Raw genomic sequence first — 18,146 nt, 5'->3', positions numbered from 1 at the left:
CTCTCCTCTCCTCTTGTATTTGAGTTTCTCTTTATCTAGTATAAAGTTTGATTTTAGTTTAAACCCATAGCATAAACTCATCACCAAATGATATGGTCATTATGGCGCTGGACAATTCTTGTGTCTAGTTTCTCCCTAGCTTAGTAAACCAGCACATTTTCCCTAATATGGTTCAGTATACTCTCGCTCAAAGCCCAGAAATTATTCTTTCTGTTCCTGGCAAAGATTCGGCTAAAGCCCGCGACAAAGCAATGGATCAGCTGATGGAACTGATGGATACTGATCAGCTATCCACAGAACTAGAAGAAGGATTTGGACCTCAACAGTTAATTGAAGTTAAGGAACCAACTATTGATAATACTAGCGGTGAGGATGCCATTACCCAAGCCGTCCAGATTCTCAACAATTTGGCTACACTGAAGTTGAAGGTGCAAGAATCACGGTCTGAAGCTTTGGAAATTCGCAAAGCGGTTGATGTTCTTTTCTCAGATAATGTGGTGACTGAGGAGGAAATCACCCGTCTCAAGGAAGGTTTTAAGGTTCTTAAAAATTTCGCCCAAGCTAATATCCGTTATCAAGAAGCACGCACAAAAGCAGAACAGGCTAGACAAGTTTTGGATCAAGCTCTCAAATCACCTGAAAAGTGACCGAATAATTACTAATTCGTAATAGTGCCTACGGCAGGCTACCGCCAACGTAATTCGTAATAATGCCTACGGTCCCGCTAGGGATACGTAATTCAAGGTTACAGAGCAACTAACTTTAGTTATGGAGAGCCAAAAATTTATTCCTTGGTTTAAGCCCCTGGCTTTAGACATGGGGTGATCATTAGGAATTACTTTGACTTTACATCAAATCCCGTTGTTAATTTTGATAATTGACAAAAAAAAGGGCAGGTTTTAAAACCTGCCCTTCTTAATACTGGGGCGCTAGGATTCGAACCTAGGGATGGCGGGACCAAAACCCACTGCCTTACCACTTGGCTACGCCCCAACGAAGTAAGTCAACTTCAAATAATATAGCAGTTACCCTGGGGGTTTTGTCAAGTACTTTTTAGAAAATATTTTTATTCTTATTTTATTGTCGAAGAAAGGCATAAAAAAAGAGGGAAGGTTAAAATACCTTCCCCCTGCTTGTTGTTTTGATTGTTTTCGTTGTTTTCTGGCTTTTGCCCTTCTTTGAGTTTGTTTCTCAGCATCTGTCTTTGTTTCTTCAGTTGTCTCTTTCTGGCAGAACCGCCTCGGCCTTTATCGTTTCTCCCTTCTTTGCGGGGAGATTCCCATCTTTTTAAGCGCATGGTGTTAATGTGGGTTGTTTTTACTTGTGTTATTGTACTACAATGTTTTTACTTTTGACAAGAAGTTGGAACAATCATAGTGATCGCACTTCATTTAGTATCAAATGCATCATCTCTGGGTTAAGTGATAAATCCGATCAAAGCAGCGATGATAATTAATTATTTAAAATCCAATTTGCTAGATTTTGTCTAATTCTTGTTAACCTTGCTTCAGAAATTTCACCAATTTTTCCTAAAAGTATCTGCTCTGAAACCACAGCTAGTCGTGAAGCTCGAATCACACTTTCTGATTTTAAGCCTGTTTGCGAAAAATCAACCTCTTGGGATGAGATAATTTCATCTCATCCTGCTAGTTATTGTCCTGTTTTTGTGGAAATCATACAGGCAAGCCAGTCATCATATACATTATTGGATAGGGGTTTTATGAGTAGTGTAGGACGTAGTTTCCCCAGTGTCAGGTTAGTTTGCGGAAATCTGAAGAGAACTATTTGACCTGCTATTGCCATTTTTCTATCAGATCAGATTCGGTGTATTCAGGAAGATGATCATTTTCTAAGCCTCTCATAGCTTGTTCTAAGGAAAACTCGTTCCATTCTTCATTTTCTTTGTTGGTCAAGAGCGGAATTAACATTTTTTGAATTATCCATTTTTCTTCTTGTATCAGTTCTAAAATACTTTCTTTTATGAGGGCTTTCAGTTGTTGGGTTTCCATTGTTCACCTTTGGTTAATCATTCTTTGATTTTACCTAGTTTTCAAGTTGTGGGAACTGTGACTAGGAGATTGAGAACGAACCGCAGAGACGCAGAGAGAATTTACTGTTATTTTTTAGTAGGTTAACAATAATATCCTGTACATCCTTTAATCCTGGTTATCCTGATTCTGACTTAATATTTTTCTGTAATCTTTAGATTTTACAGTCCACAAGTCTCGACGCGAGATTTTAAGTAAATGCTGATTGATGTTTACCCTACACCCCACTTGTATCAACTTAAGAGGATGTTTAAAAAGTTTTAGGAAGTAAAAATTTTACAGATTCAAATATAAAATTTGGAGACATCCACTCTAATGACATAGCTACAAATTATTTCATTGAGTAGTATTTATAATTGGTGCAAAAGTAGTCAAAAGAGTTATTGCTTTCTAGCAACTGAACCTTGAAAACATTACTATGTAAGCAATGGGCAGGAGGAGAATCGAACTCCTATACCTTTCGGTGCCGCATTTTGAGTGCGGTGCGTCTACCAATTCCGCCACCCGCCCTTGGGTGTAACTTTCCTATTATAGCCTATTTTTTGATTTTGGCAACAAGTATTTTTTAGAATCGGGAATAATCAAGAATTACCAATTACGGATTACCAAAGTTGAATCAATATCTTGTAGACTAGCACAGCCGCTGAGTGCCATTGCGGTAGTTAATTCATCTTTGAGAAGCGAGATAATATCAGACACGCCCTCTTGTCCAGATACCGCTAATCCCCACAATACAGGACGGCCGATGAGAACGGCTTTTGCGCCTATAGCTAAGGCTTTGAGGATGTCTGTACCTCGACGGATACCACCATCTAAAAGAACTTCTGCTTTACCGTCTACTGCGGCTATGATTTCGGGTAGAGCATCTAAGGAAGCGATCGCACCATCTAATTGTCTACCACCATGATTAGAAACCACAATCCCTTGAGCGCCATATTCTACCGCCCGCACAGCATCATCACCCCGCAAAATCCCTTTCAATACTAAAGGTAAGGGACTAAGAGATTGCAGCCATTCTAAATCTTTCCAAGTCAGTGCGGGGTTAATCTGTTGAGCAAAATAGGTCAATAACCCAGATTCGCCTTTTTCCTGGGGAATATCTAACCCAGATATTTTGGTTAAATTAGCGGGATGTAAACCCGGAGGTAATGTAAATTCATTGCGTTGATCTCGTTCTCGCTTTCCCAACACAGGAGCATCAACAGTTAGACACAGTGCTTTGTAACCTGCTGTATATGCTCTTTCTACTAAAGCGCGAGTTAAACCCCGATCTTTGTGGATGTAAAGCTGGAACCATTGCAAACCATTGTCAACCGTTGCAACTTCTTCCAAACTCTTAGTAGACAATGTACTCAAAACCATACCTACACCTGCTGAAGCCGCAGCTGAGGCTGTCGCCATTTCCCCATCTGAATGAGCGAGACATTGAAAAGCCATTGGTGCAATGAGCAGAGGGAACTGCAAAGGTTCACCTAAAACTTTGGTAGTTAAGTTGATTTCACTGACATCAACTAACATTTTAGGACGGAGTTTGATTCGTGTAAAAGCAGTGCGATTATCTTTTAAAGTGATTTCATCCCATGCACCACTGCTGTAATAATCAAACGCCATTTGCGAAAGATGAGCTTTTGCTAACTGTTCATATTCAAATAAGTTGATGGGTGAGTTCATCCCCTGCTTCCCCTGCTTCCCCTGCTTTCTGTGCTGTCACTCCTGCGGATATTTACCAATTACGCCAGCCGCCCTTCGGTGCAGTTTCAAGTTTGTCCTTAAAACCGTGATTTTGCAGTAACTTTTGGTATTCTAAAGTACTACTCCAACGGTCAATTTCCCTAGCTCGCAATACTGGTACAGGGTGGCTTAATTGGGCGGTGCGGGCTTCTTTGACCATTTCGCCAAGTTCGGTTTTACTAATGTCATCATAAGCACGAGCTTGGGCAACAAAGGCATCGAGATTTAGCTTGGGTGCTAAGGTGGGAGAACCGCCAGCAAGCTTCATTAATACTGACATGACAACTTTGGGGTCTTGGGTAGCTAACAAAGCGGCGCGATCGCAGGTAAACTCAGCACAACGTACCCATTCTAATAATTGTGCCTGTAACGCTTGAGCCACAACAGCACCAACATTAGGTACAATTCCTGCTACTAAGACTAATAAATTTACAGGTGTTAAATAAACACTGTGATCACATTTGAGATGTCCCAACTCATGGGCAATTACAGCTTGTATTTCCTCTGGTGTGAGAATATCAATTAAGGAAGTGTGCAGAACTACAAACGGCTGCTTACCACGCATAGCAAATGTGTAAGCATTAGGAGCCGGATGTTGACGCACATACAACTGGGGTGGTTCGATATCTAAGATATGACAAGCATCTAACAACAGCTTGTGTAAATCCGGCAGTTGTTTTTCACCAACCAAAATACTTGATGCAATATTTTCTACATAAAAAACCTGTTCAGCCATTGGCCCCAACAAATTCCGCACCATCATATCTAAGCCAGGAATTTGCTTAAGGGTGTTGGTTGCTTCCAAGTCTAGAGGATGACGGAATGAGTCAGCTTTTAAACCAATTAGTGGGGTTTTAAGTAAAGACATAATTATGGCAATCAATAAAAAATATATTTCCCACAGCTAGTATAGCGATTTCAGCAGGGTGGGCATTGCTAGTACCTGGAGATGATGTGCTTGTTGCTTGACTTCTGCCTAATTAAACAAAAATGGTTTAACAAATTGAATCATCCGTTCTAGCTCCGGTTTATTGTGTCTGAGAAGATGATGTCCCCATAATTCATTTTTGTTTTCAGAGCAATCTTACGCATTCATAAACCAGTAAATTGACTATCCATATCTCGTGATTGATGTAATATCCTAACTATCTAGATTCCATTTCCCGTCAGTATATTCCTTTTTTTTGAAAAACTCCAGTTTTCAAGATGGATGAAGCTTATTTAAGTATTAAAAGTTACATTATAAAGTGATCGTTCATTTTTATAATGTATTTTAGCACTCTTTTAAATCTATATATAGTTGAGGTTCTGTCATAGAATGATTTATCAATTTCTTTAAAAATGATTTCAGAAATATCAATACTGTTTTTCTACTTTTTAGTAAAGATAACTGTTTCTTAAAATCACTTTCATTACCATGTGCTATACAGCTTCTATAATCATAAAGGGTACTCCAAAGTTTATCTTCACTGCAAGGATTAAAAAAAATTTCATACTCTACTTTACATGAAAACCTTTTTACTAGCAGTGGTATTTTCTTCCTAATCTGATGTTTTAATGAAGCTCCTTTATCACCAGGATTATATGTTATAAGTGATTCAATAATACCAAAAAATCCTATTATTACAAAATCGCTGTCTATGGGTAGTCTATTTAAATGATAAAAATTATCAATACATTTTGCTATATGAGGATATTTTGTAGCATCAAAATGCTTAATTTTATCAAAGATTGATTTCAATTCCAACAAATTCTCAATTTCTAGGTGCTTATTCTTTTCTAGATCTGGGTTTAATTTCCAATTTCCTAAATAAGTCATGAAATTGACAGTGAAACTAATCTCATATTTTTGTAATTCAGATAACCAAGACAACCCAAGCTCCAAATCTATTTCCGCTAAATTTGCTGCCAGTTGGAGACGCATAAAAGTTTCTTTATTATTCTCTAAAAAAGATATTACATAATAATTCCACTTCTCTCTAGGCATCCTTCTATACGAGTTATTTTGCTCAAGAACTGCTTCACATTCATGCTTAAAGCCAAGGTGGTTATCTCCCATACTGTAGAGTATTGATCTAATATCATCAATTTGCATATCATTTGCTTTTTGCAAGTACCAGCCTTCAATAATTTCAAATGGCAATTCACAATCAATGGTTAATGGATTAGCTACAAAAGCAAAATTTATATTTTCCATAATATTTAGTTTCCTTAATTCAAACACGCTCTAAAATTAGTAACAACTATAGCTTTGTATAACATAGGAATGAGAATGATCATGTTAATTTTTTTTTAAATTAAATTACTTTGCCACAAATAAATACTTAGCACCAATCGAGCAGTAAGTTTAAGCAGCATTGTCTGATGAAAGCAAATTATCACAAAGGTCACAACCCAAAAAAGGGAGAGACTTTTCCTTCAATGCCTTACTTTTTTATGTTTTTATGACTGTTCACACACAAATTACTTTATTAACCGCCTTTTCCCTAGTCACCAAAAAATGAATGGCGAAAGTTACCAACTTGATATTTCATCAACAGGTAAAATCCGCCATTAAATCACCAAATACGAAATCCCCTAACTCTAGATAGAAACAGAAGCCGGGGGATTGCTGTTGTTTGTATGTAACTCTGCATCAGCTGATGCTTCACTATTCACACGGATAATCTTTGCTCCTAGTTGCTGCAATTTCATATCCAGGCGATCATAACCACGATCTAAGTGTTTTAATCCTTGAATTGTGGTTTTTCCTTCGGCTGCTAGTCCAGCTATAACCAAAGCTGCGGATGCTCGTAAATCCGTGCCTATTACTGGTGCGCCGGATAACATTGGCACGCCGCGAACAAAGGCAGTATTACCTTTAACGCGAATATCTGCCCCCAAGCGATTTAACTCGGAAGCATGACGCAGACGATTTTCAAACACAGATTCGTTAATGATGCTGTCACCTTCTGCCAAAGTCAGCAATGCCATAAAAGGCGCTTGCATATCTGTGGGAAAACCCGGATGAGGTAAAGTATCAATATCCGTAGCTCTGAGTTTCTCTGCTGGTAAAATGCGTAAACAGTCTGACCCTTCCTCAATGATGGGTACGCCAATTTTTTGTAACTTGGCAATCACTGGGATTAAATGGTCGGGAACCACTGGGGAAAGAGTAAATTCTGAACGAGTGATGGCTCCAGCGAGTAAAAAAGTTCCTGTTTCAATGCGATCAGGAATAATGCTGTAGTCGGTAGAATGTAATTTCTCAACACCGTTGATGGTAATTGTACTCGTTCCTGCTCCTTGAATCTTCGCTCCCATTGAGTTACAGAAATTAGCCAAATCGGCTACTTCTGGTTCTCGGGCAGCATTTTCTAGGATAGTTTCACCATCAGCTAAGGTAGCTGCCATCATCAGGGTTTCAGTTGCACCCACGCTGGGAGTATCTAAATAAATTCTCGCTCCCTTCAATCTACCATTGCTACCAGGAACAAAAGCATTACAAATACCATGCTCAATTTGCACTTCTGCTCCCATTGCTTGCAGTCCCCTGACGTGCAAATCAACTGGTCTAGCACCAATGGCACAACCCCCTGGTAGAGGCATTTGTGCTACTCCCAGTCGCGCTAACAGGGGTCCAATGGCAAAAAAGCTGGCTCGCAGTTGAGTAACTAGTTCATAAGGCGCTTTGGACGTGCTAATTTCCCTGGCATCAACATCTAAAATGTCGTCTTCTCTGGTTAAGCGCAATCCCAAAGCTGATAAAACTTGCCCCATGCGCTCTACGTCCGCTAATAACGGGACATTGCGAATACGACAATCTCCTGAACAAAGCAAAGCTCCAGCCATGATTACCAGTGCTGAATTTTTTGCCCCGCTAATTCTTACATGACCTTGCAAAGGATGCCCACCCCAAATTTGCAAGACTGAGGAGTCTGCTTCAGGTGAAGACTTGGCATCTGGTAAGCTGCTAGAAGAATTAATAAGCCTACCTCCAAAAAAAGTACGCAATAATAAAGGTTTAAAGTTGGTTTTGATTCTACAGTAAAGAGTTGGTTTGTCTACATTTTGGTGTTATGACTTGTGGAGATAAATTTTCACTTTCTCGGTTCTGATGGCTGTAAATAATTACTAGCAAGCTTTCTGCGGTTTGACAATTTATTGGCTATGTCAATACCAATTAAGTGCTATAAGTTAAATACAATACTCAATAAGTACTCCTTCCTGTTTTTTTACTTTGAGAAACATTTTAGTTGACAAACCTACAGCATTAAGCAATAATAAGAAATTGTCGATAAGATGTCGATGCCAGCGGAACTGGCGGAATTGGCAGACGCGCTAGATTCAGGTTCTAGTGCCGCAAGGCTTCCGGGTTCAAGTCCCGGGTTCCGCATATCAATTTGGGATTGCAGATGAATCTAAAATCCCAAATCTCAAAATCTAATTAATTATGTAATTATGTATGGGAGTTTAATTGCCCTGCTCCTAAAAGCAACAACTTTTGTGGTGGTTTATTTCTGACTAAATCTGGAATCTCCTTCAAAGACGCTACGCGAACGGAAGTTTTTTGAGTTACTATTACAAAAATTAATTAAGAATTACGTATCCCTAAGGAGACCGTAGGCTTAATTACGAATTACGAATTACGAATTACGAATTACGAATTACGAATTACGAATTACGAATTACGTTGGCGGTAGCCTGCCGTAGGCACTATTACGAATTATTTTAAAATCGTGTTGACAAGTTTACAAAATTCCCTAGTTAAGCAAATCCGTAAGCTGCACTCTACCAAAGAGAGACATAAGCAGCAGCTATTTTTACTGGAAGGGACGCACTTGCTAGAAGAAGCTTGTGCGGTGAATTACCCTTTAGATACCCTTTGTTGTACAGAAAAATGGCAAATGGCACATCCTCAATTGTGGGATAATGCCTGTAGTCGAAGCCATCGCTCAGAAATTGTTAGTGAAGACGTTTTAGCGGCCATGGCAACTACGGTACAGCCAGATGGTGTAGTTGCCATAGCAAAGCGGAGTGAACAGCAAACCCAAGTCCCTTTTACTGGTTTGGTTCTAGCTGTGGAAACTCTGCAAGATCCAGGGAATTTAGGGACAATGATTCGCACCGCTGCGGCTGCTGGGGCATCCGGTTTGTGGTTGAATAGTGATAGTGTGGATTTAGATAATCCCAAGGTTTTACGTGCGTCTGCGGGGCAGTGGTTTCGCTTAAATATGGCGGTGAGTGAAGATTTAAGAACGACAGTTGCCCAAAGCCAGCAAGCAGGAATGCAGGTAGTTGCTACTATGCCAAGTGCAAATTTAACTTATTGGGAAGTGGATTGGCGTAAACCTAGTTTGATTCTACTGGGAAATGAAGGGGCTGGATTGTCAGCAGATTTAGCAGCAATGGCGAATACACAAGTGAAAATTCCTCTGAGTCCTGGAGTAGAATCTTTGAATGTAGCGATCGCAGCGGCTTTAATGTTATACGAAGCCCAGCGGCAAAAGATTTATAGTTGATCAGTTCTTAATTTTTTTGTTTTCTTGCTAAATATTGCTCAATGTCAGCAACTGCATCCTCTAAGGCTGATATATCAATAGCATCCGTCTTGTTGCTGAAGCTATCGTTCATGGAGCTACTAGTATCCAATTTATTGTTCACTTGATTTATAGTGGAATTGACTTGTAAGATGTCTTCTAACTGAAGCAGGGATTGCTGAAACTCTTGAGCAGCATCATAGCGCTGATATTGGTGAATAGGTTTCATAATCTTAATAAAGAGAATCAGGGTGAAGTTGAGCAATTTTGGATTGCAGTCGCTAATCCAGTCAATTTGAGCAGTCTAAAATTATTTTGATAACTAGCTGCTCACCACTATTTCGTCTAGTATCAATCTTACACATTAGCAGGCTTGACTGCCAAATTTGTGGAAATGAATCAATCGATTAAACAAGTTCTAATTTGGTTGGGTGCAGCTATCATCGGTTTTAGCGTCGTGGGTTGCGATCGCCTGTTTCCCCCGACTGGTGATATTGTTGAGAGGGTGAGCGACGGTGATACCTTGGTGTTGAAAGACACTGATGGCAAGAAGTTCACAGTGCGCTTTGCTTGTGTTGATTCCCCAGAAATACCTCATTCTCAGAAAGAAAAAAACAGTAAATTTACTAAAGATGTAAATCAATTTGCTTGGGGTGTGAAAGCACAAACACGGGTGGAAGAACTTGTGCAGCAGGCAGGCAATCGCGTCAAGTTGAGTATAACGGATAGCGATCGCTATGGTAGAAAAGTTGCAGAAGTGCGTTTAAAAGATGGTACGTTTGTCCAACAAGTTTTGTTACAGGAAGGATTAGCTAAGGTATATCGTCCTTATTTGAGCAAATGTCCCAGTAAAGATATTGTCCAGCAAGCCGAAGCGCAAGCACAACAGCAAAAAATAGGAATTTGGAGCGATGCTAAATTTGTTGATCCTTGGGATTATAGAAAAGCAAATAAGTAAATCATTGAAATTAGTAAAAGATAGGCTAGAAAATTGGCGTTGCTGATTAAGAGTATGATTTTGTTTCACGCCGAGGCGCAGAGAGTAAGAGTTTGAAATCGTTGATTTTTCAATTTCATACTTCAATTCAGCAACGCCAGAAAATTAATCATAAAAAGCCTCAACTTGAGTAGGAGTCAAGCACCATGCTAAACCCCTACATATCTCATCAATTACAGGATACTTTACCGCTGCTGTAGACAATATCTACAAAAAATCTCTCTTAAGCCATATTTAATAAGCCATCTTTTATTTGTGTGCTTTGAGGTTAGTTTTTCCATTATCACTGTCTAAGTATTGGTTAAATCATAATTTAAACTTATAAAAATAGAATAGTGATTTTAATATTCATAACTTATCACAATTCAAGTTTAGATTTCCTTAATAATTAATTGAGAATTATTTTTATTTAGCAACGCTCTTGCAATACTTTCAGCGATTTGCTATAATTCTGGAGAAATTCATAATCGGGATTATATTGTCAATTTTGTATCCGGCTGACAAGATGATCTTCAAAACCCTTTATTTATAGTTGTTTCAGAAATCAATACTGAAAAATAATAAAAAACTTCACAAATTAGCAGCAATTTCAGAAAGAAATTTCGACAAAAATTATCCAAGAAATCATGTAATTTGATGGGTAGAGCAAATGCACCATTGACAAATATGTTAATTCATGATGTGTGGGGTAATTTTTGGTGGTTGGTGGGTAAAAGTGATGACTAGCGAGAGGTTCAGACTGTTCCCTGTCCTCACCAACAACTTTTATGGCTTACGCCAAGCTACGCTATCAGCAAACCCTACTTATACATTTGGTCATGAAACCTAGACGTGGGTAGGGGTTTAGCATTGCTCACAGGTGTCAACTTTTGCCGTTAGGATATACCTAATAATCTGCGGGTTTGAGGTCCAACCACACCATCTTGACTTAAGCCTTTTTGGTCTTGAAACTTCTCCACAGCAGATTTCGTATCGTCATCATAGCTGCTATTAATTTGGTTTGCGCTCAAAAAACCAGCATTAACTAATGCCTGCTGAACTTTGCGAACATCTTCACCTTGTAAATTAGGAGTAGTGAGTTTCAGAAGTCTAGCCATGGCAAAACCTTCAGCTGGAGACATATCCAGTTTTGCTGCTGTTTGGGGTCCAAATCCACCATCCACTGTAATTTGATCGTTAGGATTGTTCTTGTTCCAAAGTTGCTGAAAAGCCTTGACCCCAATATCACCAATATCATCCCTAACACCACTGCCTCTATAGGTGAAATGAACTGAATCAGCATTACCAAACCAATCCCAACCTTCATTTTCTAAAGCAGATATCCAAGCCTGAAAATCAGGAGTATCCAAAGCTAAACCATCTTCATGGTTACTAAGACCAGGCTTGGCTGCACGTGGTGGGGCGCACTGACCGCCCAGTTTAAACCAGCTATACAGAAGGTGCTGTTGAGCAACTGTCCGATAAGCAGAAGTGATATTAAGTGTTGTTCCTCGTTTTCTGATAGCACGTCGGAGTGCTTCTTTCGCTGCGGGTTGAAGAAAAAGATTAACTGGTGGGCTGGCAGCACTGACATTCAAATCTTCAAAATTCACAAGAATGTTAGGAATGAGAAGATTCATCTCAGCAATAATTTGTAGACTCAGACCTGCAACTATAGCAGTGCTACAAGAACCATTAGATCGATTGGTAATAACTTGTTTTACTGTTGGCATATATGTTTGTTTGGAAAAATCTGCCTTTTAAGAAATTAGCATTTTTACGTCAATTTTGAACAAAATACATAATTATTTTACATTTTCTTTACTGATTGGATTCATCCATATTTCTAACCGGCTAATGGCTTGAGAAGAAACCAGCGTTAAACATAAATAAATCACAGCTACAGCCGCGTAAACTTCAAAAGCGCGATAGTTTTCGGAAACAATTAATTGTCCTTTTCTAAATAATTCTTCAAATCCGATTACTGCAACTAAACTAGTATCTTTTAATAAACTGATAAACTCATTACCCAAAGGTGGAATCATCCTGCGGAAGGCTTGGGGAAAAATCACATAACGCATTGTTTGTAGAGGATTTAAACCTAGTGATTGGGCTGCTTCTGATTGTCCTATTTCAATTGATTGAATGCCGGCACGAACAATTTCAGCAATGTAAGCGGCGCTATTTAAACTTAAAGCAATTACTCCGGCTACAAGACGATTTAATGAAAAGGTCAAACCCAATTCTTGAGAAATTGCAGGTAACCCAAAGTAAATCATAAAGATTTGCACTAGTAAAGGTGTGCCTCGGAAAAAGTCTATATAAGCCCTCGCTAACCAACGTATAGGTGTAATTTTAGAAAGACGAATAATACCAATTAAAGAACCACCAATTAAACCAAACATAACTGATAAGAATGCTAATTGCAATGTTATCAATACGCCGTTTAATAAAGTGGGTAAAGACTGAAGAATTACGGTAAAAGAATTTAATGTGGCTGTATTTTGATTTGCAAATGGTGATGCTGCTGGTAATTGTGGTGGTGTAGATTTAAACCATTTTTGGTAAATCTGTTGATAATTGCCGTTTTCTAATACCTTTGTCAACCCTTGATTTATCAAAGACAAATAAGGCGAACTTTTAGCAGTTGCAATTCCGTAAAATTCCTCTGTCAGCAATTGCTGTATGACTTTGATTCCTTGGAGATTACCTGTATTGATGGCGTATAAAGTTACGGGTGCATCGTTAATAACTGCATCGACATTGCCATTTTGTAATTCTTGCAGTGCTAAAGGTGCAGAATCAAAACTGCGAACTTGCGCCCCTGTTACACTTTTAGCCTTTTCTGCGCCAGTTGTACCAATTTGAACGGCGATTTTTTTATTTTGCAGACTATCAAAACTAGTGATATTTTGATTATCAGTAAGAATTGCGTTGCCTTTGGCAAGCGTAGCTATCGCTAAACCTGCTTTAAAATAAGGACGAGAAAAAGCTACAGTCTTTGCCCTTTCTTCGGTTATTGTAATTGAACTAATTGCCGCATCTATGGTTTTAGCTTGTAATGCGGGGATAATGCCATCAAAAGGTAAACTTTGAAAATCTACTTGGAAACTAGCAGCAGTGGCTATCGCCCTCATCAAATCAATCGAAAAACCTGTTAACTCTCCACCTTTCCCCTGAAATTCAAAAGGAGGAAACGCCGGTTCAGTAGCTACCCGCAGAGTTTTTCCATCATTCGGAGTCATACTACAACCTGCTAATAAGCAGCAGCTTAACCCTAGTACCAAACACCAACGCCACCAACGCCCAAAAGTAAATTTCACCTTTTCCTCTCTCTGCGTCCTCTGCGGTTCCTTCCACACACTATATACAGCTTTGGTTAGCTTTTCATATTGTGAAGATCCCCCAAATCCGCATATTTTTATCCGTCTTCTTGACGCTGAATCAGGATTTCCAGGATTTAAGGATGAAGTCTGGGATTTGATCACCAATTACCTTTTTCCCTGCCTCAACTAGATAACTAGCAACTTGGGTTAAATATTTTAATTTTTAATTAAGCTGCTTAGGCAGCGCTCAATACTCAGTACTCGGTACTCAATACTCGGTACTAATTACCTTTTTCCCCTGCCTCAACTAGATAACTAGCAACTTGGGTTAAATATTTTAATTTTTAATTAAGCTGCTTAGGCAGCGCTCAATACTAGGTACTCGGTACTCAATACTCGGTACTAATTACAGAAACTCGCGCAAGAACTCGAAGGGATTATCTTCCCAACATGGTTCTGGTACTAACCACACCAATTTACTTTTGATTTCCGCTTCAATTTCATCGCTATCGTCTCTATCAAACAGTAATATCAAAGCTTCCCAGTCGCGTTCTCTGAGGGAGGTGTATGAGGAAAAATTTACCTGTAGATTATCTGAGTAATTCACAAGCACTGTTTTTGTTGATTTTTACACTAAGTGAACATATTTGCAGACAAATGAGCATATTTTAGTGTGACAACAGAAATTTATAAGTGACGCAGATCATCATCCTCAAAAACAATTTACTAGTAAATGAAATTACAAAGATAGCACAATTCCTTCTGGCTGAGAATCGACTAATTCAACATCAAACACCTCAGCAAAGCACCGTGCTACACAAAAACGGACTTCTTGAGATTTGATACCAGGAATCCATTCCGCTAAACTGCCCACAGACTTATCAGCAATACCGCAGGGGACAATGCTTTCAAAGCCAGTCATATCTGGACAAACATTTAAGGAAAAACCGTGCATAGTAATCCAGCGGCTAACTTTAATCCCTATGGCCGCGACTTTGCGCCCTTCTAACCAAACACCAGTAAAACCGGGAATGCGTTCTCCCTGCAATTCATAATTGGCTAAAACGCGAATTAACACTTCCTCAAGTTGGCGCAAGTACCAATGCAAGTCTTGACGATAATGTTGCAGATTTAAAATTGGATACCCCACCAGTTGCCCAGGACAATGGTAAGTGACTTCGCCACCACGTTCAACTCGATGCACATCGTACGTGCTTTTGTCAAGGTCAAATTTGAGAAATTCCGGGTTGGCTCCTTGTCCCAAAGTATAGACAGGTGGATGCTCCAGCAAAATGAGTACGTCTTCTAGGTTAGGGTTGTTGATGCGTTCTGTGAGTAGCGATCGCTGCCATTGAAGAGACTTTAAATACGGCATTAATCCTAGGTTATATAAAAAACAGCGATATTTGTTGCTGGCGTTACTATGAATCATGTCAAAAATCAATTGGGTAAATGACGAAAAAACATTTAAAATCACAGAAATTTAGTCAACAAATGTCAAGCTATGCAAAGGATTTTAAAGGAACGTCAACGGAATCAGCAATATTAACCACAAAGTGTTAATTTGGATATATAACCTCAATGGTGTTGGGAGGAATTCTCTGCAATAAGCATCACGCCAAGACAATAGAAACGAATGCACTGGCTGATGGGATCTCAATTGAGTTGTATACATCCGGATAAAACTTTCACAAAGGCTTGTATTTTGTATTCACAGTGAGCAAGCTGCCAAAATAAAAACAAGAGCAACTACTCCTAATTATATAAAGGTTGCTTTAACTCACAAAGTAGGTACAGTATAAGTAACACGGCTTTATTTAGGGGTTTTCTTGGAATATCCAATTGTCTAGCAACCAGTTGGAACTCAGCGCAGAGGTTAACAAATTAGATCAAGACGAGAGGTAGTTATAAGGAAAGATGCAGCAACCTGAGAGCCGATGCAACAGTAGTACATTAATAGCAGTTTACGATTTGTCTTGGCGGCAGTAATAGACCTTACCGCAATTTCTGTTCATACAAAACACAATTCACATCAAATAAATATTGAGCGGGAGAGTTTACATGAAGCTTGTCATCCACGGCAAAAATATTGAAATTACCGATGCGATTCGGGAATATGTACATCAAAAGATTGAAAAAGCAGTTAGTCACTTTCAGAACATCACCAATGAAGTGGATGTCCATTTGAGCGTAGCTCGCAATCCCCGAATTAGTACCAAACAAGCGGCGGAAGTAACTATTTATGCCAATGGGAGCATCATCCGGGCGGAGGAAAGCAGCGAAAACTTATATGCCAGTATTGACTTGGTTGCAGATAAAATAGCCCGTCAACTGCGTAAATATAAAGAACGTCGTCAAGACCACAAAACCCAACCGATATCAACTACTGACGTAGTAGTTCCAGAACCAGTAGCAGCAGACTTAATAGGCGATCGCACTCCCGAACTACCAGGAGAAGTCGTCCGCACCAAATATTTTTCTATGCCCCCCATGACTCTTGCAGAAGCCCAAGAACAACTGCAACTCGTGGGACACGACTTTTATATGTTCCGTAATGCCGAAACAGGAGAGATAAACGTCATTTACGAACGTAATCACGGCGGTTATGGTGTGATTCAACCCCGCAACGGTAACGGTCACACCAACGGTAAAAATGGCAAAACAGCCAACGTTGCCGTACCAGAAAAGTCTAAAGCTTGATTTCAGGTGACAGGTGACAGGTGACAGGTGACAGGTGACAGTAAAGAGTTTCATCTTCCCTGCTCACCTGACCTTTCCTAGTTACCAGGAATTTACTTTGCAGCCAATTGTTGCAACGTTTTCAAGGTTTCCTCAACGTGACCTTTAAAGTTCAACATGGAATCAAACACATATTGAACAATACCGTTTTGGTCAATTACATAAGTCACCCGGCCGGGGATAAAACCAAAAGCGGTAGTTGCACCGTATTGTTTCCGCACTTGGTCGCCTTTATCACTTAACAGTGTAAAAGGTAAATTGTGCTTGGCTGCAAATTGCTGGTGAGACTCTTGAGAATCGCCACTTACGCCGATAACTTCAGCACCAGCGGCTTTAAACACTTCATATTGATCTCGAAACGCGCAAGATTCCATAGTGCATCCTGGTGTATCGTCCTTAGGATAAAAATAAAGAACAACAGCCTGTTTACCACGAAAATCTCTCAGGCTGACTTGAGAACCGTTTTGGGCCGGTAGGTTAAAATCAGGCGCAGTATCTCCAACTTTGATAGCCATATTAAAAAATTCAAAATTCAAACATTACTTAATAAAATTTTACCTTGTAACCTAGTCCATACATTTTCCTTGATAACGTGCATCAGGCAGGGTAGGGTAGATAGTCATCAAAGACAAAATTCCGCCTATGCGCCTGACTTCACTTGATGTTTTTCGCGGTATCACCATTGCGGGTATGATTCTCGTCAATATGGTGGGAGTCGCAGACGATAAATATTCCCTTTTAGATCATGCTGAATGGAACGGTTGTACACCAACTGATTTAGTATTTCCTTTCTTTTTGTTCATTGTCGGTGTAGCAATGACTTTTTCACTATCAAAGTACACCGCAGATAATAAACCCACTCAAGCAGTTTACTTACGTATTCTCCGTCGTGCTGTAATTCTCTTTATTTTAGGATTGCTACTTAACGGCTTTTGGAATCAAGGTGTTTGGACTTTTGACTTAAGTAGCATTCGCTTAATGGGGGTATTACAACGGATTAGCTTAAGTTACCTTTTCGCATCTTTGATAGTTTTAAAACTACCCCGCAAAAGTCAATGGATATTAGCAGGGGTGTTACTTCTTGGTTATTGGTTAACAATGATGTATGTTCCTGTTCCCGAATATGGTGCGGGAGTGTTAACGCGGGAAGGTAATTTTGGCGCATTTATTGACAGATTAATTATTCCTAAAGCACATTTATATAAAGGTGATGGGTTTAATTATCTGGGAGATCCAGAAGGACTTTTCAGTACTATTCCGGCGATAGTTAGTGTTTTGGCTGGTTATTTCGCTGGGGATTGGATAAAAGAGAAAAAACAGGCTAATTCACAAACCAGCATGGATTTAGTTTTATTTGGTTTGTGTTGTTTAGTAATTGCGATTATTTGGGATGTAGCATTTCCCATTAATAAAAAACTATGGACAAGTTCCTATGTTGTATTTACTGTTGGTTGGGCGTTAATGTTATTAGCCGCTTGTTATGAAATGATAGAAGTGAGGTTAATAAAACGCTGGAGTAAACCGTTTGAAATTATGGGATTAAATGCGATCGCTCTTTTTGTTGCATCTGTCTTGTTAATCAAAATCACAGCAAAAACCCAACTTGGTACAGGTGAAACAGCCATTAGTATCTATAATTGGATTTACCAAAATATCTTTGCATCTTGGGCAGGAAATTTCAATGGCTCATTTCTATTTGGGATTGTTACTGTGTTATTTTGGTACGGTGTAGCAGTTTTGATGTATCAGAAACGCTGGTTTATTAAAGTGTAAATAAAACTCTTGTGGGACGGGCATCTTGCCTGTC

General features: G+C 39.3%; 17 protein-coding genes and 3 tRNA genes. 6 read left to right on the top strand and 14 right to left on the bottom strand.

Annotation, left to right across the window (positions count from 1 at the left end; translation table 11 throughout):
• Positions 1-167 precede the first annotated feature (167 nt).
• A complete protein-coding gene (locus H6G59_RS24320) occupies positions 168-647 on the top strand; it encodes a hypothetical protein (RefSeq protein ID WP_127055636.1) in 480 nt (159 codons plus the stop codon).
• 274 nt (positions 648-921) lie between these two features.
• On the opposite strand, the gene H6G59_RS24315 is transcribed toward H6G59_RS24320, so the two are convergent.
• The 8 genes from H6G59_RS24315 to murA form a co-directional block, all read right to left on the bottom strand.
• A tRNA-Gln gene (locus H6G59_RS24315) sits at positions 922-993 on the bottom strand.
• A 79-nt stretch (positions 994-1,072) separates the two neighbouring features.
• A complete protein-coding gene (locus H6G59_RS24310; RefSeq protein ID WP_190719729.1) occupies positions 1,073-1,297 on the bottom strand; it encodes a hypothetical protein in 225 nt (74 codons plus the stop codon).
• Between the two features lie 496 nt (positions 1,298-1,793).
• Positions 1,794-2,009, bottom strand: a complete 216-nt coding sequence (locus H6G59_RS24305) for a hypothetical protein (RefSeq protein WP_190719724.1) — start codon at positions 2,007-2,009, stop codon at positions 1,794-1,796.
• A 467-nt stretch (positions 2,010-2,476) separates the two neighbouring features.
• Positions 2,477-2,558, bottom strand: a tRNA-Leu gene (locus H6G59_RS24300).
• 78 nt (positions 2,559-2,636) lie between these two features.
• Entirely contained in the window at positions 2,637-3,719 is a 1,083-nt protein-coding gene (locus H6G59_RS24295) for an alpha-hydroxy acid oxidase (RefSeq protein ID WP_190719721.1), read from the bottom strand.
• 52 nt (positions 3,720-3,771) lie between these two features.
• On the bottom strand, positions 3,772-4,647 hold the full coding sequence (locus H6G59_RS24290) for a M48 family metallopeptidase (RefSeq protein WP_190719718.1): 876 nt from the start codon (positions 4,645-4,647) through the stop codon (positions 3,772-3,774).
• A gap of 405 nt (positions 4,648-5,052) precedes the next feature.
• Complete coding sequence (locus tag H6G59_RS24285; protein WP_190719715.1) at positions 5,053-5,976, bottom strand: hypothetical protein; 924 nt, start codon at positions 5,974-5,976, stop codon at positions 5,053-5,055.
• Positions 5,977-6,362: 386 nt separating this feature from the next.
• Positions 6,363-7,745 (bottom strand): UDP-N-acetylglucosamine 1-carboxyvinyltransferase, encoded by a 1,383-nt coding sequence (murA, locus tag H6G59_RS24280; protein WP_190719758.1) that lies wholly within the window; start codon positions 7,743-7,745, stop codon positions 6,363-6,365.
• A 327-nt stretch (positions 7,746-8,072) separates the two neighbouring features.
• Here murA and H6G59_RS24275 point away from each other — a divergent pair.
• Both H6G59_RS24275 and H6G59_RS24270 read left to right on the top strand, forming a co-directional pair.
• Positions 8,073-8,154: transfer RNA gene (locus tag H6G59_RS24275), tRNA-Leu, on the top strand.
• A 343-nt stretch (positions 8,155-8,497) separates the two neighbouring features.
• Positions 8,498-9,280 carry an RNA methyltransferase gene (locus H6G59_RS24270; RefSeq protein WP_190719712.1) on the top strand — a complete coding sequence of 261 codons (783 nt, stop codon included), beginning with the start codon at positions 8,498-8,500 and terminating at the stop codon, positions 9,278-9,280.
• 7 nt (positions 9,281-9,287) lie between these two features.
• Here H6G59_RS24270 and H6G59_RS24265 read toward each other — a convergent pair whose 3' ends face one another.
• Positions 9,288-9,527 carry a hypothetical protein gene (locus tag H6G59_RS24265; protein WP_190719709.1) on the bottom strand — a complete coding sequence of 80 codons (240 nt, stop codon included), beginning with the start codon at positions 9,525-9,527 and terminating at the stop codon, positions 9,288-9,290.
• Between the two features lie 165 nt (positions 9,528-9,692).
• Between H6G59_RS24265 and H6G59_RS24260 the strand changes: the two genes are divergently transcribed.
• Complete coding sequence (locus H6G59_RS24260; RefSeq protein WP_190719707.1) at positions 9,693-10,256, top strand: thermonuclease family protein; 564 nt, start codon at positions 9,693-9,695, stop codon at positions 10,254-10,256.
• Between the two features lie 914 nt (positions 10,257-11,170).
• Here the strand turns inward: H6G59_RS24260 and H6G59_RS24255 are convergent.
• From H6G59_RS24255 to lipB, 4 genes are all read right to left on the bottom strand, one after another.
• Positions 11,171-12,007, bottom strand: coding sequence for a peptidoglycan-binding protein (locus H6G59_RS24255; RefSeq protein WP_190719704.1), 837 nt, complete (start codon positions 12,005-12,007; stop codon positions 11,171-11,173).
• 72 nt (positions 12,008-12,079) lie between these two features.
• Complete coding sequence (locus H6G59_RS24250; protein ID WP_190719694.1) at positions 12,080-13,597, bottom strand: ABC transporter permease subunit; 1,518 nt, start codon at positions 13,595-13,597, stop codon at positions 12,080-12,082.
• 409 nt (positions 13,598-14,006) lie between these two features.
• On the bottom strand, positions 14,007-14,207 hold the full coding sequence (locus tag H6G59_RS24245; protein ID WP_127055645.1) for a hypothetical protein: 201 nt from the start codon (positions 14,205-14,207) through the stop codon (positions 14,007-14,009).
• Between the two features lie 132 nt (positions 14,208-14,339).
• Positions 14,340-15,032 carry a lipoyl(octanoyl) transferase LipB gene (lipB, locus tag H6G59_RS24240; RefSeq protein ID WP_190719691.1) on the bottom strand — a complete coding sequence of 231 codons (693 nt, stop codon included), beginning with the start codon at positions 15,030-15,032 and terminating at the stop codon, positions 14,340-14,342.
• A 629-nt stretch (positions 15,033-15,661) separates the two neighbouring features.
• Here lipB and hpf point away from each other — a divergent pair.
• A complete protein-coding gene (hpf, locus tag H6G59_RS24235) occupies positions 15,662-16,300 on the top strand; it encodes a ribosome hibernation-promoting factor, HPF/YfiA family (RefSeq protein ID WP_190719689.1) in 639 nt (212 codons plus the stop codon).
• A gap of 92 nt (positions 16,301-16,392) precedes the next feature.
• Here the strand turns inward: hpf and H6G59_RS24230 are convergent, their stop codons facing one another.
• The gene (locus H6G59_RS24230) at positions 16,393-16,854 is read right to left on the bottom strand and encodes a peroxiredoxin (protein WP_190719686.1); all 462 of its coding nucleotides are present in this window, start codon (positions 16,852-16,854) and stop codon (positions 16,393-16,395) included.
• Positions 16,855-16,981: 127 nt separating this feature from the next.
• On the opposite strand from H6G59_RS24230, the gene H6G59_RS24225 reads away from it, so the two are divergent.
• Positions 16,982-18,112, top strand: a complete 1,131-nt coding sequence (locus H6G59_RS24225; RefSeq protein ID WP_190719683.1) for an acyltransferase family protein — start codon at positions 16,982-16,984, stop codon at positions 18,110-18,112.
• Positions 18,113-18,146: the final 34 nt, after the last annotated feature.

This window comes from Anabaena lutea FACHB-196, assembly GCF_014698305.1.
In the GTDB taxonomy this organism is placed as follows: domain Bacteria; phylum Cyanobacteriota; class Cyanobacteriia; order Cyanobacteriales; family Nostocaceae; genus Anabaena; species Anabaena lutea.
Note: the sequence above shows the minus strand (reverse complement) of the source record. Positions and strands in the feature narration are given on the sequence as shown.

Bases quoted from the DNA above. Each gene is read 5' to 3' on its own strand.
- H6G59_RS24320 (WP_127055636.1), top strand. From the start codon at position 168: ATGGTTCAGTATACTCTCGCTCAAAGCCCAGAAATTATTCTTTCTGTT.
- H6G59_RS24310 (WP_190719729.1), bottom strand. From the start codon at position 1,297: ATGCGCTTAAAAAGATGGGAATCTCCCCGCAAAGAAGGGAGAAACGAT.
- H6G59_RS24305 (WP_190719724.1), bottom strand. From the start codon at position 2,009: ATGGAAACCCAACAACTGAAAGCCCTCATAAAAGAAAGTATTTTAGAA.
- H6G59_RS24295 (WP_190719721.1), bottom strand. From the start codon at position 3,719: ATGAACTCACCCATCAACTTATTTGAATATGAACAGTTAGCAAAAGCT.
- H6G59_RS24290 (WP_190719718.1), bottom strand. From the start codon at position 4,647: ATGTCTTTACTTAAAACCCCACTAATTGGTTTAAAAGCTGACTCATTC.
- H6G59_RS24285 (WP_190719715.1), bottom strand. From the start codon at position 5,976: ATGGAAAATATAAATTTTGCTTTTGTAGCTAATCCATTAACCATTGAT.
- H6G59_RS24265 (WP_190719709.1), bottom strand. From the start codon at position 9,527: ATGAAACCTATTCACCAATATCAGCGCTATGATGCTGCTCAAGAGTTT.
- H6G59_RS24260 (WP_190719707.1), top strand. From the start codon at position 9,693: ATGAATCAATCGATTAAACAAGTTCTAATTTGGTTGGGTGCAGCTATC.
- H6G59_RS24255 (WP_190719704.1), bottom strand. From the start codon at position 12,007: ATGCCAACAGTAAAACAAGTTATTACCAATCGATCTAATGGTTCTTGT.
- lipB (WP_190719691.1), bottom strand. From the start codon at position 15,032: ATGATTCATAGTAACGCCAGCAACAAATATCGCTGTTTTTTATATAAC.
- hpf (WP_190719689.1), top strand. From the start codon at position 15,662: ATGAAGCTTGTCATCCACGGCAAAAATATTGAAATTACCGATGCGATT.
- H6G59_RS24230 (WP_190719686.1), bottom strand. From the start codon at position 16,854: ATGGCTATCAAAGTTGGAGATACTGCGCCTGATTTTAACCTACCGGCC.
- H6G59_RS24225 (WP_190719683.1), top strand. From the start codon at position 16,982: ATGCGCCTGACTTCACTTGATGTTTTTCGCGGTATCACCATTGCGGGT.